Source organism: Psychromicrobium xiongbiense (assembly GCF_030271165.1).
GTDB classification, from domain to species: domain Bacteria; phylum Actinomycetota; class Actinomycetes; order Actinomycetales; family Micrococcaceae; genus Renibacterium; species Renibacterium xiongbiense.
This window is the reverse complement of sequence record NZ_JASSZH010000021.1, coordinates 84812-105345: the sequence shown is the minus strand read 5'-3', so window position 1 is coordinate 105345 and position 20534 is coordinate 84812. Positions and strand designations below refer to the sequence as shown.

Annotated in this window: 20 protein-coding genes; 17 read left to right on the top strand and 3 right to left on the bottom strand. The window is 64.7% G+C overall.

The features are described from left to right. Positions 1 to 12: 12 nt before the first annotated feature. Together QQM37_RS08445 and QQM37_RS08440 are read right to left on the bottom strand one after the other, a co-directional pair. Positions 13 to 1011 (bottom strand): aminoglycoside phosphotransferase family protein, encoded by a 999-nt coding sequence (locus QQM37_RS08445; protein WP_285726500.1) that lies wholly within the window; start codon positions 1009 to 1011, stop codon positions 13 to 15. A gap of 28 nt (positions 1012 to 1039) precedes the next feature. Then, positions 1040 to 3109 carry a DUF4439 domain-containing protein gene (locus QQM37_RS08440; RefSeq protein ID WP_285726498.1) on the bottom strand — a complete coding sequence of 690 codons (2070 nt, stop codon included), beginning with the start codon at positions 3107 to 3109 and terminating at the stop codon, positions 1040 to 1042. A gap of 291 nt (positions 3110 to 3400) precedes the next feature. Here QQM37_RS08440 and QQM37_RS08435 point away from each other — a divergent pair, with 291 nt between their 5' ends. The 15 genes from QQM37_RS08435 (at position 3401) to QQM37_RS08365 (ending at position 18548) form a co-directional block, all read left to right on the top strand. Continuing rightward, positions 3401 to 4054 carry a ribosome maturation factor RimP gene (locus QQM37_RS08435; RefSeq protein ID WP_285726496.1) on the top strand — a complete coding sequence of 218 codons (654 nt, stop codon included), beginning with the start codon at positions 3401 to 3403 and terminating at the stop codon, positions 4052 to 4054. A 2-nt stretch (positions 4055 to 4056) separates the two neighbouring features. Next, a complete protein-coding gene (gene nusA / locus QQM37_RS08430; protein WP_285726494.1) occupies positions 4057 to 5061 on the top strand; it encodes a transcription termination factor NusA in 1005 nt (334 codons plus the stop codon). Between the two features lie 149 nt (positions 5062 to 5210). Beyond that, positions 5211 to 5438, top strand: coding sequence for a YlxR family protein (locus QQM37_RS08425; protein ID WP_285726492.1), 228 nt, complete (start codon positions 5211 to 5213; stop codon positions 5436 to 5438). A 144-nt stretch (positions 5439 to 5582) separates the two neighbouring features. After that, complete coding sequence (gene infB / locus QQM37_RS08420) at positions 5583 to 8747, top strand: translation initiation factor IF-2 (protein ID WP_285726491.1); 3165 nt, start codon at positions 5583 to 5585, stop codon at positions 8745 to 8747. Between the two features lie 129 nt (positions 8748 to 8876). After that, on the top strand, positions 8877 to 9323 hold the full coding sequence (gene rbfA / locus QQM37_RS08415) for a 30S ribosome-binding factor RbfA (RefSeq protein WP_285726489.1): 447 nt from the start codon (positions 8877 to 8879) through the stop codon (positions 9321 to 9323). A 220-nt stretch (positions 9324 to 9543) separates the two neighbouring features. Next, positions 9544 to 10479, top strand: a complete 936-nt coding sequence (gene truB / locus QQM37_RS08410) for a tRNA pseudouridine(55) synthase TruB (RefSeq protein ID WP_285726487.1) — start codon at positions 9544 to 9546, stop codon at positions 10477 to 10479. After that, positions 10472 to 10852 (top strand): hypothetical protein, encoded by a 381-nt coding sequence (locus QQM37_RS08405; RefSeq protein WP_285726485.1) that lies wholly within the window; start codon positions 10472 to 10474, stop codon positions 10850 to 10852. Before truB ends, QQM37_RS08405 begins: the two co-directional genes overlap by 8 nt. After that, entirely contained in the window at positions 10849 to 11349 is a 501-nt protein-coding gene (locus tag QQM37_RS08400) for a hypothetical protein (RefSeq protein ID WP_285726483.1), read from the top strand. The genes QQM37_RS08405 and QQM37_RS08400 overlap by 4 nt, the downstream gene beginning before the upstream one ends. Beyond that, positions 11346 to 12005, top strand: coding sequence for a GNAT family N-acetyltransferase (locus QQM37_RS08395; RefSeq protein WP_285726481.1), 660 nt, complete (start codon positions 11346 to 11348; stop codon positions 12003 to 12005). The genes QQM37_RS08400 and QQM37_RS08395 overlap by 4 nt, the downstream gene beginning before the upstream one ends. An 82-nt stretch (positions 12006 to 12087) precedes the next feature. Beyond that, the gene (locus QQM37_RS08390; RefSeq protein ID WP_285726478.1) at positions 12088 to 12654 is read left to right on the top strand and encodes a DUF4345 domain-containing protein; all 567 of its coding nucleotides are present in this window, start codon (positions 12088 to 12090) and stop codon (positions 12652 to 12654) included. Between the two features lie 69 nt (positions 12655 to 12723). Next, the gene (locus tag QQM37_RS08385) at positions 12724 to 13689 is read left to right on the top strand and encodes a bifunctional riboflavin kinase/FAD synthetase (protein WP_285726476.1); all 966 of its coding nucleotides are present in this window, start codon (positions 12724 to 12726) and stop codon (positions 13687 to 13689) included. Further along, positions 13686 to 14198: a DUF2127 domain-containing protein gene (locus tag QQM37_RS08380; protein ID WP_285726474.1), complete on the top strand. Its 513-nt coding sequence runs from the start codon at positions 13686 to 13688 to the stop codon at positions 14196 to 14198. The genes QQM37_RS08385 and QQM37_RS08380 overlap by 4 nt, the downstream gene beginning before the upstream one ends. A 163-nt stretch (positions 14199 to 14361) precedes the next feature. Next, positions 14362 to 14631 (top strand): 30S ribosomal protein S15, encoded by a 270-nt coding sequence (gene rpsO / locus QQM37_RS08375; RefSeq protein WP_285726472.1) that lies wholly within the window; start codon positions 14362 to 14364, stop codon positions 14629 to 14631. Between the two features lie 211 nt (positions 14632 to 14842). Continuing rightward, positions 14843 to 17083 (top strand): polyribonucleotide nucleotidyltransferase, encoded by a 2241-nt coding sequence (locus tag QQM37_RS08370; protein WP_285726470.1) that lies wholly within the window; start codon positions 14843 to 14845, stop codon positions 17081 to 17083. Positions 17084 to 17219: 136 nt separating this feature from the next. Continuing rightward, a complete protein-coding gene (locus QQM37_RS08365; protein WP_285726743.1) occupies positions 17220 to 18548 on the top strand; it encodes a M16 family metallopeptidase in 1329 nt (442 codons plus the stop codon). On the opposite strand, the gene QQM37_RS08360 is transcribed toward QQM37_RS08365, so the two are convergent. After that, positions 18545 to 19084: a hypothetical protein gene (locus QQM37_RS08360; protein ID WP_285726468.1), complete on the bottom strand. Its 540-nt coding sequence runs from the start codon at positions 19082 to 19084 to the stop codon at positions 18545 to 18547. The genes QQM37_RS08365 and QQM37_RS08360 overlap by 4 nt on opposite strands. A gap of 115 nt (positions 19085 to 19199) precedes the next feature. Between QQM37_RS08360 and QQM37_RS08355 the strand changes: the two genes are divergently transcribed. Both QQM37_RS08355 and QQM37_RS08350 read left to right on the top strand, forming a co-directional pair. Next, on the top strand, positions 19200 to 19472 hold the full coding sequence (locus QQM37_RS08355; protein ID WP_285726466.1) for a hypothetical protein: 273 nt from the start codon (positions 19200 to 19202) through the stop codon (positions 19470 to 19472). After that, on the top strand, positions 19465 to 20529 hold the full coding sequence (locus QQM37_RS08350; protein ID WP_285726464.1) for a C2 family cysteine protease: 1065 nt from the start codon (positions 19465 to 19467) through the stop codon (positions 20527 to 20529). Before QQM37_RS08355 ends, QQM37_RS08350 begins: the two co-directional genes overlap by 8 nt. Positions 20530 to 20534 lie beyond the last annotated feature (5 nt).

Genomic DNA, 20534 nt, shown 5'->3' with positions numbered 1-20534 from the left:
CTGACCGGCGCGTCAGCCCATGTCCAGCTGGTGAGGATGCGGCAGACCCTCGAGGGTGCGCCCGGCGAGCGTGCTGGAGATCCAGAGCGAGCGCTGCAGGTCTTTGCGATGACCGGGTTTGGCCGCGTACCAGAGGATGTTTTCCATCTCCCGTGCAATGCTCCACTGCCGGGCTACCTCCTGGTCCAGACCGGCCGCTGAGCACAGCGCCTGGAGCCGCTCCAGGAGGGCAAGTTCCGGATTACGCTCCGGCAAGTCAGCCAGCCGGTTGTTCAGCATCGGCGTCACGGCAAACTCGGCGTCGCCCACCACGGCCTGCGGGTCGATGGCCAGGAAATCGCTGGCCTGCCAGCCGGTGCTGCCCGGCCTGGCCAGAATGTTCATGCCGTGAAGATCGGCGTGCACCAGCACATCCCGAGACTGGCGCCGTCCAACGGCCCCGCGGGTCTGGCACACCTCCAGCGCGGCTTCCAGCAGCCAGCGCGGACACGGCTCGGCCAGCCGGGACCACTCGGCCGGGAAATCATCGCTCCAGCGCTCGGCCCGATCCGCCAAGGAGGGAATGACCCGCCACTGCGGCCGCCCGTCCTCGGCGATGGAGAGCGTACTGACCAGCGATCCCCAGACCGCAATGGCCTCCGGCAGGGGCGCAGCCTGCAGCCAGCGAGCCGCATCGAGCCGTTCGAGGAGCATGGCGCTGCTGGCGGCATCGTGGTCCAGTAGGCGCACCGCTCCCTGCCCGGACCAGAGTTGCAGGGCGTCCGGCTCATGAGCGATGTCCTCGTAGGGGAAGGAGATCTTGAGGACGGCCGGGGAACCGTCTGCCTGGCGTACCGGGAGGGCGATGGCGGCGAAACCGTTCCAGGGCACAGCGCCGGGTTGTAGATCCGGGCGCAGATCCCAGCGTTCGCAAGCATCGTGGATCAGGGTAGGCAGGCGTTGCAGCCAGGCGCGGCGCTCCGCGGTGGTGGAGTAGCGCTTCAGCAGGTCAGCTGGCAGAGGGATGCTCACGCACCCAGTCTGTCAGTTCGAGCCGTCCTCAGTTCGAGTTGGGCAAGCCCGGGAGGGGCCGCGCGGGCACTCCCTGAGCCCAGGTGCGCTGGTTGGTGCTGCTGGCCAGGAGTGCGGTGATGGCCTGATCTCTGAGGCTGCCAGTGCTCAGCGCCACGGCCTGCCCATAAACCACGCCGAGTTGATCCTCCAGAGAAGCGAGGCCACGCTCCGGCTGCGCCAGGAAATCGGCTGGAACCGTGAACCCTGCCTCCCTGGCCGGGGGTTGGACGCAGTGGGCGCGCAGGGCGGTTTCTGCGACCTGCAGTGCAGTTTGGTGGCTGGATAGCAGGGGGAGCGCGGTCTTGGTGGTGGTCACTGAGCTGGTGCGGGCCAGGACCAGCTGGTAGGCATAGATGGCTTTCTGCTCGGCCAGCGCCACGGCGGCAAGCGCACCGTCCGGGGTCACCGCATCGGCAGCGACCGGCATCGGGCTGGCACAGGACGTCGATGCCGCCTGCCCGGCTGTCGGCCCAGCTGTTGGTAGGGACGTGCTGGGCTGTCCGGGGGCGGGAAGTCCTGCCTGTTGGGCCAACTGGGAAGCGGTGGCCAGCTCGCCGGCGCCGGTGGCGGCCAGGACTCGGGCCATGCCGCCGTCTGCGGTGCGGGCGGCATCGAGGGCTCGCTGGGCTGCCTGACTCAGCTTGCTCAGCAGGGAGGGTAAGTCCGAAGGAGCCGGGGGAGTAGCCGGGGGAGTTGTCGGAGAGGTTGCGGCGGATGCCGAGGTGCTGGGGCTGGCGGTGCTGCCTGCCGGGCTGGTTGCGCCGGTTGTGCTGGTTGCCTCAGTTGCGCTAGGCGCCAGTGCGGCCTGGGCCGCCTGCAGGGTGGCCTGCACCGCGTTGAGCGCGGGCAGGGCGGCGGAGCCGGGGGAGGAGCGCTGAACCGCCTGCTGGGCTGCGGCGGTCTGGGTCAGCAGACTCACGACGTCGGTCAGGGCGGCACTGCGCGCCAGTTCCGTGGCGCTGGGCGGCGTGGGCGGATCTTCGGAATGGGGCCTCACCGCGCTGCCCATCACCGCTGCCAGCAGGGCACAAACTAGCAGGACCCCGGTGGCCGTCCAGACAGCGATCCAACCGCGCTTCGTTGAACGGAATGGGTCCGAGGGTTGTTTCTGCTCAGCCGGAGCCTGGGCCCGGGCAGATCCTTCGTTGCTTCGCTCCTGCGCGCGCAAGGCCTGCCGGGTCAGCGGGACGGCGGCCGGAGATGCTTCTGCTTCTGGGGCTGTTTCCTCTGATTCATCGGCGGCGGCTTCAGCGACCGTGGCGTCAGAGGGCTCGAGATCGGTGGGTGAGTCGGCATCGACGGATGGCTCGGAGTTGGTGGCAGACGTGGCTTCGGCGGACGGTTCAGTGTTGGTGGCAGACGTGGCTTCGGCAAGGGAGAGGCTCTCCGCTGACTCATCGCGGTCCTCAGCCTGCTGAGGCTCCTCGGATTCTGCAGGGGCCGCGGCTTCAGTGTCCGGTTCCCGAGTGATGTCCTGGTCTTGAGCAAGAGCATCATCACCAGCGTTGTGATCAGCAGCGTCGTCGCCCGCTGTGGACTCTTCGGAGGACGATTCCTCCGCAAGCTCAGGCTCCGCAGGCTCCTCAGGTTTGGAGGGCTCGGAGGGTTCGGGCTGGGCGGCCTCGGACTTTTCCCCGGGCGTCGGATCGGTGTCCTCTAGGGCAGGCCCAGTGGAGGCTTCTCCGGGTTCCGTGCCTGTCTCGGCATCGGCTTCATCGACAGTCGCTTCTTCAGCTTCCTCAGCTTCTTCAACTGGCGGTGCCTCAACAGGCGGTGTTTCAACCTCAGGTGCCTCGGCTGTGTTCTCTGTTGCGTCCTGTGCGGCGGGCGTCTCAACAGGTACCGAAGGGGCAGGCGTCGTGGTCGCCGGGATGGTTTCTGTGCTTGCTGCGATGCTCGGGGCCGAGGGCGGCCCCGCAGGCGCTGTGGCACGCCGAGGCTTCTTGCGGGGACTGCCCGCGCCACCCCCGGCCGACCCTGAAGCCGACGAGCCGGTCACCGCGCCATCTCGTGGCGGGTTGACGGCGGAATCATCGGCGGCAGAGGGTTTTGTCACAATCCTCGATCATGCCATGTTCAGCCATGGGCCGCACCTCTCCCAACTGAGTAGCACAAATTGCATGTGGAAACGTTTCCAGAGCGCAATTTCTGCTACTCAGTTGGGAGAGAGGAGAGGGGGCGTGGGTCTCCCGCAGGGCACCTGCCGTCACGGTTGGCGCTGTATTGTCGGTAGGCTAGGGAAGTAACTCTGTGTCACCGGCCCGCAAGGGAACCGGGCACAGATACCGTGCGCCAACAGAGCGCACCAGTAGAACGAGTGATCAATAGCGGTGGGAGGATGGCGAACATGCCACGATCGGAGCAGGCACAACGTCTCTATGAACTCCTCCAGCCCACGGTGGAGCGGGCCGAGCTGAGCCTGGAGGACGTGGTGGTCCGCACCCTCGGGAAGCGACGCACCATCGAGGTGTACCTGGATCTTCCCGAGCAGGAGACCGGCAGCCTGGGCCTGGACCGGATCGAAGAGATCACTCCCGCCATCTCAGATGCGCTGGACCTGGATCCGGAGGACGACGGCACCCCCTATGATCTGGAAATTTCTTCGCCCGGCGTCGACCGTCCGCTGACCAACCTTCGGCACTGGCGCCGCGCGCTCGGTCGCATGGTCAACGTCACCCTGGAACATCCCTGGGAGTCCACCGCAGCCGGTGCAGTAGCGTTGCTGCCTTCCGCGGAACACCCCACCGTACTGCGCGGTCGCCTCGTAGCGGTCCATCCGGATGCCGCTGAGCTACGCGCTGAAACTCAGGTTAAAAAAGGTATGAAGCCCAGAATCGGAGCCCCGGTTCCGGTGGAATTCTCCGCAATCCGCCACGCTGCGGTGGACGTGGAGTTTGCCGCGGTTCTGGACTCCGTGGAGGAACAGGTCGATGCCGCCGATTGGCAGCACAGCGAGGGCGAGGCCGCATCGAGCGGGCTCGCAGAGGAAGGTCAGGACTGAGCATGGACATCGATATGAGTGCACTGCGCGCCTTGGAACGGGAACGCGATATCCCTCTGGAGAAGCTGGTCCCCGCGATTGAACAGGCCGTCCTGACCGCCTATCACAAGTCTCCCGGGGCCGTGGATCGCGCCCGGGCAGAGCTGGACCGCAAGAGCGGGCGCGTCACCATCTGGGCCGCTGAGTACGATGATGATGGCGTCGTAGTCGGCGAGTTCGACGACACTCCAGACGGCTTCGGACGTATCGCCTCGATCGCCGCTCGCAACGCCATCCTGCAGCGCCTGCGCGATGTCGAGGATGAGAACGTGCTGGGTGAATTCCGTGGCAAGGAAGGCGAACTCGTCTCCGGTCAGATCCAGCAGGGCCACAACCCGAATATGGTTCAGGTGAATCTGGGTGCAGTGGAAGCTGTACTGCCTCCCACCGAGCAGGTCCCGGGGGAGACCTACCCGCACGGTGGACGTCTGCGTGCCTACGTCATCGACGTTCACCGCGGGCCCAAGGGCCCCTCAATCACCCTGTCCCGCTCGCACCCCGGCCTGGTTCGTAAGCTCTTCGAGCTGGAGGTTCCGGAGATCGCCGACCACTCGGTGGAACTGGTGGCTCTGGCCCGCGAAGCCGGGCACCGCACCAAGCTGGCGGTCCGCGCCACCAAACCCGGCATCAACGCCAAGGGTGCCTGCATCGGTGAACTCGGCTCCCGTGTGCGTGCCGTGATGACCGAACTCAATGACGAGAAGATCGACATTGTCGATTACAGCGATGATCCGGCAGTGTTTATTGCCAGCGCTCTCTCGCCCTCTAAAGTGACCTCGGTCGCCATTCTGGATGAGGCCGGACGCTCCGCCCGGGTCCGCGTTCCGGAGTACCAACTCTCCCTCGCGATCGGCAAAGAGGGGCAGAACGCCCGGCTCGCCGCGAAGCTCACCGGCTGGCGAATCGACATCATCTCCGATACCGCACCGCAGGACGCGACGGGAGAGGGCGCCCGGGATTCGGGCTGAACCCCCGCATGGGGATAGACTGGACGTTGCCGGGTCATTCGACCGTCGTCTCCCATCAAAGGTTTCCCGTGGTCCTTACGCAGCATTCTGCGGCTGAGGGGCCTTTGAGAACCTGCGTGGGATGCCGGGAACGCGATCTGGCAGAACGAATGCTGAAAGTGGTGCTGCTGGCCGATGGCGGGCTCACGGTGGATTTTCGCCGGAGACTTCCAGGCCGCGGCGCATGGCTGCATCCCGATGCTTCGTGTTGGGATCCGGCAATTCACCGCAAGGGTTTGAACAGGGCCTTCCGAGGGCCGGTAGACACCGTGCGGATGGAACAACAACTCAAGGAATTCGAACGAACCACCCAATCTGAAAGCAGGATAGAAACCTGATGGAAACCCGATGAGTACCCAGCGATGAGTGCCCACTCATGAGTGTCATCCAGCGCTCACACCTCGGCCTTCTCCTGGTGGAAAGCCGAAATCAGCAATAGATGGTTCGTGCCTGTCCGGTGCGAACCGAGACAGGAGTAAAGCGTGGCCAAGGCCCGTGTACATGAGCTCGCCAAAGAGCTCGGCATCAGTTCCAAGGACGCTGTGGCAAAGCTGCAGGAACTCGGCGAATTCGTTCGCTCCGCGTCCTCAACCATTGAAGCCCCCGTGGTGAAGAAGCTCCGTGAGGCCTTCCCGCAGAACGCTTCCGCCAAGGATTCCTCCGCCGGTGCGCCGGCGGCCCGTCCCGCGGCACGGCCCGCTGGAGTGAAGCCGGGAGTTGTTCCCGGCCCGAAGGCACCGGCATCCAGCCCGGCGCCGGCTGCACCTGCAGCTCCGGTAACCCAGGCTGCTGCACCGTCCGCTCCCTCCGTAGCAGCACCGGGCGCCTCCGCGTCCTCCGCCCCACGTCCGGGTGCGGCTCGCCCCGGCGCAGCACGTCCGGGTGCGGCTCGTCCTGGCTCTTCCGCCGGCGGTCCCCGTCCGGGCAATAACCCCTTCGCCTCCTCGCAGGGCATGCCCCGTTCCGGTGCACGCCCCGACCGAGGTGAGCGGTCCGACCGTCCTGAGCGTGCCGATCGGCCCGGTCAGAGCAGTGGTGGCCCCCGCCCCGGCGGGCCCCGCCCGGGCAATAACCCCTTCGCCTCCTCGCAGGGCATGCCCCGGTCCGGTGCACGCCCCGACCGTGGTGAGCGTTCCGCCCGTCCTGAGCGTTCCGATCGTCCCGGTCAGAGCAGTGGTGGCCCCCGCCCCGGCGGTCCCCGCCCGGGCAATAACCCCTTCGCCTCATCGCAGGGCATGCCCCGTTCCGGTGCACGTCCCGATGGCGAGCGTCCCGGCGGGCCCCGCCCGGGCAATAACCCCGTCGCCGCCTCGCAGGGCCTGCCCCGTTCCGGTGCACGGCCCGATGGCGAGCGTCCCGGCGGGCCCCGCCCGGGCAATAACCCCGTCGCCGCCTCGCAGGGCATGCCCCGTTCCGGTGCACGTCCCGATGGCGAGCGTCCCGGCGGTCCCCGCCCGGCAGCCGGTGCCGGTGGACCCCGGCCCGCTGCTCCTCGTCCTGGTGCCCCGCGCCCCGGAGGCGCTGGCGGAAACCGGCCGACGCCGGGCATGATGCCCAACCGCACCGAACGTCCGGCTCCGGCCGCTCGTGGTGGCGCAGCTGGCGGCCCCGGCCGTGGGCGTCCCGGCGGCGCGCCTGGCGGTGCTCCGGGTGCCGGTGGCGGTGCTCCCGCTGGTGGTGGCTTCGGTAAGGGCGGCCGCGGTCGCGGTGGAACGCAGGGTGCTTTCGGTAAGGGAGGCGCCGGTCGCGGCAAGCAGCGCAAGTCGAAGCGGGCCAAGCGGCAAGAGCTGGAGCAGATGAGTGCTCCTTCGCTGGGCGGCGTGAGCGTACCCCGTGGCGACGGCAGCACCGTGGTGCGCCTGCGCCGGGGCTCCTCCATCACCGACTTTGCGGACAAGATCGAGGCAAACCCCGCAGCACTGGTGACCGTGCTGTTCCACCTGGGCGAGATGGCCACGGCCACTCAGTCCCTCGATGAGGACACCTTCGCCCTGTTGGGTGAGGAGCTCGGTTACAAGCTGCAAGTCGTTTCCCCGGAGGACGAGGAGCGCGAGCTGCTGAGCACCTTCGACATCGACTTCGATGCCGAGCTTGAAGCTGAAGGCGACGACGAGCTGGAGGCACGCCCGCCGGTCGTCACCGTCATGGGTCACGTTGACCACGGTAAGACCCGCCTGCTCGACGCGATCCGCAACTCGGACGTCGTCGCCGGCGAGCACGGTGGCATCACCCAGCACATCGGTGCTTACCAGGTCAGCCACGAGCACGAAGGCGAACTGCGCAAGATCACCTTCATCGACACCCCCGGTCACGAGGCGTTCACCGCCATGCGTGCCCGTGGTGCCAAGGTCACCGACATCGCGATCCTGGTGGTCGCGGCCGATGACGGCGTCATGCCTCAGACGGTGGAAGCGCTCAACCACTCGCAGGCTGCTGGCGTGCCGATCGTCGTCGCGGTCAACAAGATCGACAAGGAAGGTGCGAACCCGGAGAAGATCCGTGGCCAGCTCACCGAGTACGGTCTGGTTCCCGAGGAATACGGCGGCGACACCATGTTCGTAGATGTCTCTGCGCGCCAGAACCTCAACATCGACGCGCTGCTTGAGGCGGTCATGCTGACCGCTGACGCCGCTCTGGACCTGCGTGCCAACCCGAACAAGGACGCCCGCGGCATCGCGATTGAAGCCAACCTGGACAAGGGCCGTGGTTCCGTGGCCACCGTCCTGGTGCAGTCCGGAACGCTGGAAGTCGGCGATACGATCGTGGCCGGCACGGCTCACGGACGTGTCCGTGCCATGTTCGATGATGACGGAAGCGCCGTCACCGAAGCCGGGCCTTCGCGTCCGGTCCAGGTGCTGGGTCTGTCCTCGGTGCCGCGCGCCGGTGACACCTTCTTCGTCACGGCCGATGAGCGTACCGCCCGCCAGATCGCTGAAAAGCGTGAAGCTGCGGATCGCAACGCGGCCCTGGCCAAGCGGCGCAAGCGGATCAGCCTGGAGGACTTCGATCAGGCGGTGGCCGAGGGCAAGGTCGACACCCTCAACCTCATCCTCAAGGGCGACGTGTCCGGTGCTGTTGAAGCCCTGGAAGATTCCTTGCTCAAGATCGATGTGGGCGAAGGCGTTCAGCTGCGGGTTATTCACCGCGGCGTGGGTGCTATCACCCAGAACGACGTCAACCTGGCCACGGTGGACAACGCCATCATCATCGGCTTCAACGTCAAGCCCGCCGAGCGGGTGGCCGACCTGGCTGACCGCGAAGGTGTCGATATGCGTTTCTACTCGGTCATCTACGCGGCGATCGACGACATCGAGCTGGCGCTCAAGGGCATGCTCAAGCCGGAATACGAGGAAGTGCAGCTGGGTACCGCGGAAATCCGTGAGATCTTCCGCTCCTCCAAGTTCGGCAACATCGCCGGTTCCATCGTGCGCAGCGGCCTGATCCGTCGCAATGCCAAGGCCCGCGTGCTGCGCGGTGGCAAGGTCGTGGGGGAAAACCTCACGGTCGAGTCGCTCAAGCGGTTCAAGGACGATGCGACCGAGGTCCGCGAGGGCTTCGAGTGCGGTATTGGCCTGGGCTCGTTCAACGATCTGCAGCTCGAAGACATCATCGAGACCTTCGAGATGCGCGAGAAGCCGCGCGTCTAAGTCCTCACTCAGTGATGGGGCCCCCGCCCGCTTCGCGGACGCCCGAAGCCGTCCCTGGGGCCCTATCACTGATGTCGTATAGCGCATGACTCGCTCGCGTATTTGAACGTCTGATTTACAGGAGGAACAATGGCTGATCCGGCACGGGCTGCGCGGTTGGCGCAGCGTATCAAGGTCGTCGTTGCCGAGGCTCTGCGCAAGCAGGTCAAGGAGCCCGGGGTGGAGAACATCACCCTGACCGAGGTGCGCGTCACCAACGACCTGCAGCATGCCACGGTGTATTACACGATTTTTGGCGATGCGGCTGCGAAGCAGGAGGCGACAGAGTCCCTGGAGCGTTCGCGCGGAATTCTGCGACGCGAAGTGGGCCGGAACCTGACGATTCGTCTGGTGCCGACGCTGGAATTCGTCTCAGACGAGATTCCGGAGACGGCGAGCCAGCTCGAGGAGCTCATCCGCCAGACCAAGGAGCGCGATGCTGCTCTGGCGGCAGCGGCCGCAGGGGCAACCTTCGCTGGCGATGCCGACCCGTACAAGTCCGCAGCGGACGAGGACGACGAAGACGACGAGGCGTAGCCGCCCGTCATTTCGCGAACGAAAACGGAAAGAGCACCTGCAATCGCGGGTCCTCAAGAGTGGGGCACGAGGGCCCCGGCGTGGCGCCGCAGGCGACCATCCGGGAGTGCCCCACTCGCCGTTAAAGTTCGCGAAATCGTCCAGCAACGTTCGCAGGATCACGCCCTCCGAACGAGCCCCATGACCTCAGGGAACGTCCGGGCCTTCTATACTGGAAGGCGTGGTTTCTGGACTGATAATCGTTGACAAGCCGCAGGGCTGGACGAGTCACGATGTAGTCGCCAAACTCCGCCGCCTTGCCGGTACCCGCAAAGTGGGCCATGCCGGGACCCTGGATCCCATGGCGACCGGTGTTCTCGTGATCGGCCTCAACAAGGCCACCCGGCTGCTGACCTTCATCGTCGGCACGGGCAAGAGCTACGACGCCACCATTCGACTGGGCCAGTCCACCGTGACCGACGATGCCGAAGGCGAAGTGACCGCCTCGCACGGCACCGAGGGCGTCACCGAGGCTGGCATTCAGGAACAGATCGCTGCGCTCACCGGCGCCATTGAGCAGATTCCGAGCAGCGTCAGCGCCATCAAGGTCAACGGGGAACGTTCCTACGCCCGGGTCCGCTCGGGTGAAGAGGTGGTCCTGGCCGCGCGTCCGGTGAGGATTGATCGCTTCGAGGTGCATTCGATGCAACGCATCACCCTGGAGGATGGCCTCGAGGTCATCGACCTGACGGTCAGCATCGACTGTTCCTCCGGGACGTATATTCGTGCCCTGGCCCGGGATCTCGGGCGGGGCCTGGGCGTCGGCGGGCATTTGACGGCCCTGCGCCGCACCGCCGTCGGACCCTACACACTGGAGCAGGCGAGCAGCCTGACGCAGCTGGAAGAACTTCGTGAGGCTGGTTCTGACCTGCCGGTTCTGGAGCTCGGCCAGGCCGCACGCCAGTTACTGCCCGTGCGTGAGGTCACTGCGGAGGAAGCGATTGAACTCTCCTTCGGCCGTCGCATTACCGCAGGGCCGACCGAGCATCCCGCCACGGAGCCATCGGCAGCCTTTGATCCCGAGGGGCGACTGGTGGCTCTTCTGGAGGACTCGGGGCCTTCCGGTAAAAAAGCCAGGGCCATTCTGGTTCTACAGGCCGAGGGGGATCATGCCTGACGCCTGGTTTTATCTTTCTCTGGTGATCGGCGGTGCCTCCTTCCTGCTCTGCCTGGGGTATGCGGTGGCCAAAAAAGCACCTAACGATGTGACGATCCTGGCAGCAGCCGCGGTGGAGCTCTACCTTCTGGTGTTCGTCGTGGCCAGCATCGTGCGAGCCAGCATCGGCGAGCGGATCGCCGGTGATCCCTGGGAGTTCTGGGGCTATGCCGCCACCGCGGTGGTGATCCCGATCGGTGCGGTGTACTGGTCACTGATGGAGCGCACCCGGTGGAGCAATATTGTTCTGGCTGCCGTGGGCCTGATCGGCATCGTGATGATGTTCCGGATGGAGCAGATCTGGTATGGCTTCGGCGGGGTGATTCTGCGATGACGAAAAAGATCTCTGAGCTGCGTTCCAGGGATTCGGGTTCCAGCCGGGCCACCGGACCGGGACGGCTGTTGATTGCGGTGTATGCCGTGTTCACGCTGGCGGCGGGTGCCCGGGCCGGCTACCAGCTGGCCAGCAATTTTTCTGCGGCTCCGCTGGCCTATCTGCTCTCCGCGGTGGCGGCCGTGATCTATCTGCTGGCAACCGTATCCCTGGCTCTGCGGGGCACCCGCTGGTACTGGGTATCCGTGGTGGCCGTGTCCGTGGAACTGCTGGGTGTGCTGATCGTCGGTTCGCTCAGTCTGGCCGATGCCCAGGCCTTCCCCCGTGACACGGTGTGGAGTGGCTATGGCCGCGGCTATGGCTTTGTCCCGCTGCTGTTGCCGATCCTGGGCCTGATCTGGCTGTACCGGCATCATCCACGGCTCAGCGCGGCATCCCTGGGACCTGAGCCTTCGAACCCCGAGCCTTCACCTACCGAAGAAAAAGAACGTCCATGACTGTCCATCTCTCCCCGGAATCTGCCACGACCCCCGAAGATCTGGTCCAGACCGACCTGGTCCCGGTGCTCAGCGATGGCACCGTGACGCTACGGGCGCTCACCTTGGCCGATGTGCCCGGCATCGTGCGCAACTGCCGCGATGATCAGGCTCAGCGCTGGATTTCCCGGCTGCCCCTGGACTATGGCGAGTCCGATGCCGTTCATTACCTCACCGAGATTGTGGCCACAGGATGGCGGGACGGCAGCACTCAGGATTTTGCCGTGGCGGACGCCTCCGACGAGGGGCTGCTGGGCACCATCGGCCTTCACGCCTTCCGGGCCGGAACGGCGGAGCTGGGGATCAATCTGGGCCCGGCGAGTCGCGGCCGCGGTGTAGGCTCGCACGCCGTGGCACTTCTGCTCGACTACGCGTTCAACGGGCTGAATCTGGAGTACCTGTACTGGTTCGCGCTGGCGCCTCACTGGGCAAGCCGCAAACTCGCCGAGAAATCCGGATTCCGTTTTGAGGCGGAACTGCGGGGCTTCGCTGATCATCGGGGAACAAGCGCTGCGGTTTGGATGCTGTCTCAGAGCAGGGAAGAGTACCTGAGCCGGGTTGAGCCCCGGACGGCGCGGCTGGTCGATGGCCTGCCTTCAGAACCCCCTGGAGCATAGGCTAGGGCCAAGACACCGCAACAGACATCGAAGGATTCCCGCCCGGAGGCGTCGGATCCGTAGGGACGAAAGGTGAGCCGCTATGACCGAGAGTGATGCGGTACCCGCAATGGAGCCAGAAGATTCTGGCGCGCCCGAAGGGGAAACCCCCGAAGGGGAAGACACTGGAGGGGAAGACACTGGAGCTGAGCAGCCCGGTGCGGCGAAGAAGGAGCCACCAACCTCAGAATGGCGCCTGTTCCGCCTCGTGCTGGCGGTGTTCGGCCTCCTGTTGGCGGGCGTCGGTCTCTTTGACCTGTTCTCCGGCATCTCGAATCTGCCCGATGCCGGGAGCAGCCTCAACGCCACGATCCAGAGCAATTATCGTTTCCTGGCTGCTTTTCTGGTGGGCACCGGGATCAGCTATCTGTTGATTGCCTTCAAATTCGTCTGGTCGAAGGCGCTGATGGTGCTCAGCTCGACGGTGTTCCTGGGTGGTCTGGCCCGCGTGTACTCCTGGGCGGTATCCGGTCTTCCGGAGGTGACCGTGATCCTGTTGCTGATTGCCGAACTCGTGCTGCCGCCCGTCATCGTGGTCTGGTACCTCTGGGTGGAGCGGACGCAGACTCTGCGGGCCCGCTTTCTGGCCACCGGAACGCTTCCCGGCTGATTCCGTTCCAGCCGCCCATACTCATTTCATTGAGGCTTTCAGCCCATCACTTAAGGGACCTACCGCACAGTGCACGTCTACCATGGTTTATCCCAGTTGCCCCAGGCCTTCGGACCGTCCGTGGTCACACTGGGCAATTTTGACGGCGTCCATCGCGGTCATCAGCAGGTGCTGTCCTGGCTCGTGGCGGAAGCCGTGCGCCAGAAAGCTTCCTCGGTGGTGATCACCTTTGATCCGCACCCGCTGGAGGTGCACCGTCCGGATTCGGCACCGGGGCAGATCATGAGTCTGGCTCAGCGCCTGGACGCTCTCGCCAGCACCGGTCTGGATGCCACTGTGGTGATCCGGTACACCCTGGACTTCGCCCGGAGCACCCCGGAGGAATTTGTCCGCTCGGTCCTGGTCGGAAATCTGCAGGCCAAAACCGTGGTGGTCGGTCAGGACGTGAGATTCGGCCGTGACAACTCCGGCGACCTGCACACCATGCAGGAGATGGGGGAGCAGTTCGGCTTCGCCGTCGTGGTGGTGGACGAACTGGGCGAACGGCGCCGCTGGTCCTCAACCTGGGTACGCGAGGCACTTGACCGCGGGGCAGTGGAAGAGGCAGCCGATATTTTGGGGCACCCACACACCATGGTGGGTGAGGTGGTCCATGGCGCCGCCCGGGGGCGCGATCTGGGCTTCCCCACGGCCAATCTGGCGCCGGAGGCAGAGGGCTATATCCCGGCCGATGGTGTCTACGCAGGCTGGCTGGTGGACGCGGCGGGTACCCGGTGGCCGGCAGCGATTTCGGTCGGCAGCAATCCGACGTTCGAGGGAGTCAGCCGCCAGGTGGAGGCGCACGTCCTGGACCGACCCGTGGAACTCGTCGAGGACTTCGATCTCTATGGCCAGCGCGTGCGGGTGGAGTTTGTGGCGCGGCTGCGGGGAATGGTCGCCTATACCGGACCGGAGGCGCTGATCGAGCAAATGTGCCAGGATGTGGCTGATTCCCGGATCATCCTCGCTGAAGCTGCCAAAGGGGTGGAACGATGAAATCCGCGAAAGCTCTCGAGACGGTCTACCGGATCGGCATTGCGATCAAGGGTTTCGACGGCGTTGTCGAGTTGGTGGCAGGTCTTGCGCTGTGGTTCTTCCCTGAGCTGCTGACCAGCCTCTTGAGCCCGATTGCCACCCCGGTGGAGGGCCATCATCCGATCCGGAACTTCATCGGCTACTGGGCCGGCCGGATGGACCACGAGCTCAGTAGCGGCTCGCACGCCTTCGTCATTTTCTTCCTGCTCGCCCACGGCATCGTCAAAATTGTTCTGGTCTATTGCCTTTTCAAGGAATATCACTGGGTCTACCCCTACGCTCTGGCGGTCCTGGGGCTGTTTACGGCATATCAGATCTACGTTCTGATCACCCGGCCGACCATCGGCATGGTGCTCTTCACTCTGCTGGACCTGGTCATCATGTGGCTGGTCTGGCGGGAATGGCGGGAGTTGGTCCACAAGGCCACTGCGAGTTCCGCCGCCCCAGCGGAGTCTGCCTCGACGGAGTGACGGCTCGCTTCGACAGAGTGATGGGTGCCAGAGTAAACTGAAGGTGCGAATCCGGCTGCAGTCCGTGGCGGCTGGATTCGGTGGTGTCCGGGACAGGTTCCGGCACCGCGCACCCGGTGGCGCAGCGCCATGCGGGACTCACGGCACATCCAAGGAGTTATCTGTGGCACTTGACGCCGCTGTAAAGCAAGAAATCATCAAGGAATACGCCACTGGCGAGGGTGACACCGGTTCGCCGGAGGTCCAGGTTGCGATGCTCTCCAAGCGCATCTCCGATCTGACCGAGCACCTCAAGATGCACAAGCACGATCACCACACCCGCCGCGGCCTGCTGCTGCTGGTTGGCCGTCGCCGTCGCCTGCTGGACTACTTGAAGGACACCGATATCACGCGTTACCGCACGCTCATTGAGCGCCTCGGCCTGCGCCGATAACCTGTGATCAGGGCCGTATTCCAGCAATGGAGTGCGGCCCTGACGGTTCCACCCTATGGCGGACTCATCGGGGAAGGCCCTTCGCGGTCCTCGGTAGTGGCTTCCGGGAGCATTCGCTTCCCGTGAGCTTCGATCGAAGACCAGAGGTTCCTGAGCCCGGACAGTCCTCCGTTGACCAGACACCCCTGAACAGAAACGGAGGTGACTCTCTATGGAGGGTCCCGAAATCCAGTTCGCTGAAGCAGTGATCGACAACGGTCGCTTCGGCACACGCACCATTCGCTTTGAGACCGGACGGCTCGCCCAGCAGGCTGCTGGCGCTGCCATGGTCTACATCGATGACGACACCGCCCTGCTCTCTGCCACCACGGCAGGCAAGCAGCCGCGTGACGGCTTCGACTTCTTCCCGCTGACCGTGGATGTCGAGGAGCGTATGTACGCTGCCGGCCGCATCCCCGGATCCTTCTTCCGTCGTGAGGGCCGTCCCTCCACCGAGGCCATCCTGGCCTGCCGCCTGATGGACCGCCCGCTGCGCCCGGCCTTCGTCAAGGGTCTGCGCAACGAGGTCCAGGTCGTCGTCACCGTGCTGGCGATCAACCCGGACGAGCTCTACGACGTTGTTGCCATCAACGCCTCCTCCATGTCCACCCAGCTCTCCGGTCTGCCGTTCTCCGGTCCGATCGGCGGCGTCCGGGTGGCGCTGATCGACGGCCAGTGGGTTGCCTTCCCGCGGCACTCCGAGCTGGAGAACGCGGTGTTCGACATGGTCGTGGCCGGTCGCGTTGCCGGTGACGACGTCGCCATCATGATGGTCGAGGCCGAGGCCACCGACAACTCCTGGAACCTGATCAAGGAACAGGGCGCCACCGCTCCGACTGAAGAGGTCGTGGCTGAGGGCCTGGAGGCGGCCAAGCCGTTCATCCGCCTGCTCTGTGAAGCTCAGGCTGATCTGGCCGCCCGCGCGGCCAAGCCCAGCGTCGAGTTCCCGATCTTCCTGGACTACCAGGACGATGTGTACGCTGCCGTTGACGCAGCAGCCGCCGCCAAGTTGGCTGAGGTTTTCCAGATCGCGGACAAGCAGGAGCGTGACAACGCCTCTGATGCGCTCAAGGACGCGGTCATCGCTGAGCTCGCCCCGCAGTTCGAGGGTCGCGAGAAGGAAATCTCCGCAGCCTTCCGTTCGGTCACCAAGAAGGTGGTGCGCCAGCGCATCCTCAAGGACCAGGTGCGCATCGACGGCCGTGGCCTGACGGACATCCGCCAGCTCACTGCTGAGGTTGAGGTTCTGCCCCGCGTGCATGGTTCCGCCATCTTCGAACGTGGCGAGACCCAGATCCTCGGTGTAACCACCTTGAACATGCTCAAGATGGAACAGCAGATCGATTCGCTCTCCCCGGAGAAAACGAAGCGGTACATGCACAACTACAACTTCCCGCCCTACTCCACCGGCGAGACCGGCCGCGTGGGTTCGCCCAAGCGCCGCGAAATCGGCCATGGTGCTCTCGCTGAGCGCGCCCTGGTACCGGTGCTGCCGACCCGCGAGGAATTCCCCTACGCGATCCGCCAGGTCTCCGAGGCACTGAGCTCCAACGGCTCCACCTCCATGGGCTCCGTTTGCGCCTCGACCCTGTCGCTGCTCAACGCCGGTGTGCCGCTGAAGGCTCCGGTTGCCGGTATCGCCATGGGCCTCGTTTCGGATGAGGTCGACGGCCAGACCCGCTATGCCGCGCTGACCGATATCCTCGGTGCCGAAGACGCCTTCGGTGACATGGACTTCAAGGTCGCCGGTACTTCCGAGTTCGTCACGGCGATCCAGCTGGACACCAAGCTGGACGGCATCCCGGCCTCCGTGCTTGCTGCCGCGCTCAAGCAGGCCCGTGAAGCCCGTCTGCACATCCTTGGTGTGCTGAATGCCGCGATCGACGTCCCGGACGAGCTCTCCGAGTTCGCTCCCCGCGTCATCGCGGTCAAGATCCCGGTAGACAAGATCGGCGAGGTCATCGGCCCGAAGGGCAAGATGATCAACCAGATCCAGGAAGACACTGGCGCGGACATCTCGATTGAAGATGACGGCACCGTGTACATCGGCGCGACCAACGGTCCCTCGGCCGAGGCTGCCCGGTCCGCGATCAACGCCATCGCCAACCCGCAGGTCCCCGAGATCGGTGAGCGCTACCTGGGTACGGTCGTCAAGACCACCACCTTCGGTGCTTTCGTCTCGTTGACCCCGGGCAAGGATGGTCTGCTGCACGTCACCGAGTTGCGCAAGATCAACGACGGCAAGCGGGTGGACAACGTCGATGACGTCGTCTCCGTCGGCCAGAAGATCCAGGTGGAGATCACCAAGATCGATGACCGTGGAAAGCTCTCGCTCTCCCCGGTGGTGGCCGGGGAAGCCGCAGCTGCTGAAGCTGTGGCGGTTGACGCTGACGCCGAAGCGGCAGCCAACTAGTCGCTTGGCTGTACAACTACCGCTCAACTCTGCTGGCTCGGGTGGGGTGACCGTCACCGACGGCTCCCTGCCCGGCCAGCAGTTTTGGCCTACGCACCCAGATTCCCGGACTGGTCTGTCGTCCTGGGACGGTTCCCTGGAACTGAGCGATGAGCACCTCCAGGGCGAGGTCCTGGCCGGTCAGCCCGGTGGCGCCATCGTCCGCCGCTCCATTCTGCCCGGCGGTGTCCGGGTCCTGACCGAGTCCATGCCCGGCCAGCGCAGCGCCACCCTGGGCTTCTGGGTGGGCGTTGGTTCCCGCGATGAGGCCGAGGGCCAGCATGGCTCCACACACTTCCTGGAACATCTGCTGTTCAAAGGGACCCCACGTCGCAGCGCGCTCGACATCGCTGCGGCCTTCGATGAGGTGGGTGGCGAATCCAATGCCGCAACCGCCAAAGAAAGCACCTGCTACTACGCGCGGGTGCTGGACGTCGACCTTCCGATGGCGATCGACGTGATTGCCGATATGGTGACCTCCGCTGTCCTCGATCCTGAGGAACTCGAATCAGAGCGTGAGGTCATCCTCGAAGAACTGGCGATGGACGGCGACGACCCGACCGACGTCGCGCACGAAAAGTTTGTCGCCACCGTGCTCGGCGATCACCCTCTGGGCCGTCCGATTGGCGGAACCGCGGAGACGATCCGTGGCGTGGCCCGGGAATCGGTCTGGGAGCACTACCAGCGCTTCTACCGGCCTGAAGAGCTCGTGGTGACCGCTGCGGGCGGCCTTGACCATGCTCAGGTCTGCCGGATGGTCCTGACAGCGTTGCACCGTGCTGGATGGGCGCTGGATCCGCATCAGGCACCGCGACCCCGACGCTCCGGCGAGCTGGCTCAGATCACCGGGACTCCCGGGGTGCAGGTGGTGCCGCGCACCGTCGAGCAGGCCAACGTGATTGTCGGCTGCCCGGCCTTTGCTGCCAATGATGAGCGTCGCTTCACCATGAGCGTGCTCAATGCGATTCTTGGCGGAGGTATGTCCTCCCGTCTGTTCCAGGAGATCCGCGAAAAGCGCGGTCTGGCCTACTCGACGTATTCCTTCTCCTCAGCCTTTGCCGATGCCGGATACTTCGGCATGTACGCTGGCTGCTCCCCGGCCAAGGTCCAGCAGGTGCTGGAGCTGATGGTGCAGGAGCTGGAGAAGCTGGCCGCCGATGGCGTCTCGGAGCAGGAACTGCGCAAGGCCACCGGGCAGCTCTCGGGTGGCATCGTGCTGGCCCTGGAGGACACCGGTTCGCGGATGTCCCGGCTGGGACGGGCCGAGCTGGTGGCGGGCGAGTTCATGGATATCGACGAGACGCTCGAACGCATCCACGCCGTCACCGCGGCGCAGGTGCGGGATCTGGCCCGGGAACTCGCCGCCGCACCGCGCAGCGTCACGGTGGTCGGGCCGTTCGAGGAGACCGAGACCTTCGGGTTCTAGGAACTGGTTGACGGCTGGGCTGGTGACGGGTGTTCGTTGCAACCCGGGCCGGCTGCCGGCCCATTGGAGCTAATGCTAATTTCCGTGGGTGCGGGAGACTCCCTGACGCGGAGCGAAAGGTGGGCAACTGCCCCGACTCGATTCCTCGCTTCCAGGCTTTCCACAGGTGAAGAGCCATGGCGAGTCTTCTGCAGGCCGTTGTAACCGTGCGCCTGCATCACAGGTGCGATGACGGTCATCAAATCGTCCGCAGTGACACGGGCCCCCTCAGCCAGGAACTCTGTTGAGGCGACCGTGCAGGTGCCATCCTGCGCCAGTCCATAGACTCTGGGGACTTGGCTTGAGCGAAAACTGATCTCCGGATACTTTGCGGATATAGCGTCCTTCAGGGCGGTGGCGATTCCCTCCGCATTCTCCTGTGCTGCTTTGACCATGGGCGGCGTGTCCACGGAGGGCTGACAGGCACAGAGGGTCAGGAGCGCCACCGTGCCAGCAATCAACGGCACTACGAGTCGCTTCATTGCCTCTTGATCCATGATCCGACTATAGAGGAGGCCCCGAGACGGGGGCAGGGGGAGTTCTCCCCATTGAGCCGCTTCATAGACCACCGGTATTTTTTTGGGGAGAGGATTCCTCTGGAAGGTGGAAGTCGTGAATAGCTTGACGGCGATGCAGGGATCACAGCCGCAAATTTTCCAGACGGCGGTCGGCATCATGGCGGTGGGTGACCTCAACGGAGTTCCCGCTGCCCGACTCATGCTCCGGGGCCCCGAAGTCGGAGACATTGTGGATCTGCGGGTGGGCGATCGAGTTCATCTCGAAGGGCGATGGTTCATGAGGCTGGATGCCGCGATCGCCAGCGAAGCAGCTCCTGGGGCTGGGTCAGTCACTCTCAGCTGGGAGGAGGGTAGCCCCGATGAGTGAGTTTCTCGGCGCCTCCCCAGAACAACTGCGGGCACTGGCGGTGGACGTCCTCGCTGCCAGAAGCCAGATTGATACCGCCGCACAGCTGCTGGACGGCTCGGTGGGCACCGCAAAATGGTACGGCAGCGATGCATCCACCTTTCGCCAGCAGTGGTCCGTTCGTCACCGTCCAACCTTGTCCAGCGTCGCCGGAAGTCTGGACGCACTCGCAGAGACGCTTCGCCGCAATGCCTTGGAACAGGAACAAGCGAGCGCTGTCGAAGGTGGGGGCGGCTCGGTTTCGGTCCGGACCATCACAGGCAGCCCTTCGGCCCCTGGTGGTCCGGGACCGCTTCCCGACTCGGATGACGCGCTTGGCCCTCGCAATATTCATCAAGGCCAGCTGAGTGACTGTTGGTTCCTGTCCGGTGTGGGTGTTGTGGGCATGAAAGATCCTCAGTTTTTGCGGAACCATATTCGATGGGATGAAGCGAGCGGGAAATACATCGTGACGTTCTACGAATGGGACGGTGTTGGTCCCTGGGCGACCGCCAAGCCGGTGGAGGTGTCGGTTGAACCGGTTGCCGTGGACCAGGGAGTCCGCGGTCCTGATGGCCAGACGAACCTCTATTCAGTCTGGGAGAACGCTGCAAGGACTCATATGAAAAATATGGGCCTGAACCTCGACCAAGGGAATGCGAACTGGACCGGATTGGAAATGGTGACTGGTCAGCATGCCCAGACGACACTCACCGCGTTTGAGTCCCTGAGTGATATCCGCTCGTCGCTGGACAATGGTGCCCTGATGACGGCATCGACCAAGCAATTTCAGATTTTGGGTGCGGAGAAGTCCAGCGTCGTTCCCAGCCACGTTTATATGGTCGATGGCGTGGTGGAACGGCCGGACCCAGCCAATCCTTCTGGGCCGCCCGTACAGATGATCCATGTGATCAATCCTTGGGGCGAGACGCTCGTCGACAATGGCGTCTCCAAAAGTGCAGATCTCTACCTGACAGAGGCCGAGTTCAGAAACTACTTCAATTTCACCAGTTCGGTGGAGCTTCCCAAAGACCGGTGAACCGT

Bases quoted from the DNA above. Each gene is read 5' to 3' on its own strand.
- QQM37_RS08435 (WP_285726496.1), top strand. From the start codon at position 3,401: ATGCCACGATCGGAGCAGGCACAACGTCTCTATGAACTCCTCCAGCCC.
- nusA (WP_285726494.1), top strand. From the start codon at position 4,057: ATGGACATCGATATGAGTGCACTGCGCGCCTTGGAACGGGAACGCGAT.
- QQM37_RS08425 (WP_285726492.1), top strand. From the start codon at position 5,211: ATGCTGAAAGTGGTGCTGCTGGCCGATGGCGGGCTCACGGTGGATTTT.
- rbfA (WP_285726489.1), top strand. From the start codon at position 8,877: ATGGCTGATCCGGCACGGGCTGCGCGGTTGGCGCAGCGTATCAAGGTC.
- QQM37_RS08405 (WP_285726485.1), top strand. From the start codon at position 10,472: ATGCCTGACGCCTGGTTTTATCTTTCTCTGGTGATCGGCGGTGCCTCC.
- QQM37_RS08400 (WP_285726483.1), top strand. From the start codon at position 10,849: ATGACGAAAAAGATCTCTGAGCTGCGTTCCAGGGATTCGGGTTCCAGC.
- QQM37_RS08395 (WP_285726481.1), top strand. From the start codon at position 11,346: ATGACTGTCCATCTCTCCCCGGAATCTGCCACGACCCCCGAAGATCTG.
- QQM37_RS08390 (WP_285726478.1), top strand. From the start codon at position 12,088: ATGACCGAGAGTGATGCGGTACCCGCAATGGAGCCAGAAGATTCTGGC.
- QQM37_RS08380 (WP_285726474.1), top strand. From the start codon at position 13,686: ATGAAATCCGCGAAAGCTCTCGAGACGGTCTACCGGATCGGCATTGCG.
- QQM37_RS08370 (WP_285726470.1), top strand. From the start codon at position 14,843: ATGGAGGGTCCCGAAATCCAGTTCGCTGAAGCAGTGATCGACAACGGT.
- QQM37_RS08360 (WP_285726468.1), bottom strand. From the start codon at position 19,084: ATGGATCAAGAGGCAATGAAGCGACTCGTAGTGCCGTTGATTGCTGGC.
- QQM37_RS08350 (WP_285726464.1), top strand. From the start codon at position 19,465: ATGAGTGAGTTTCTCGGCGCCTCCCCAGAACAACTGCGGGCACTGGCG.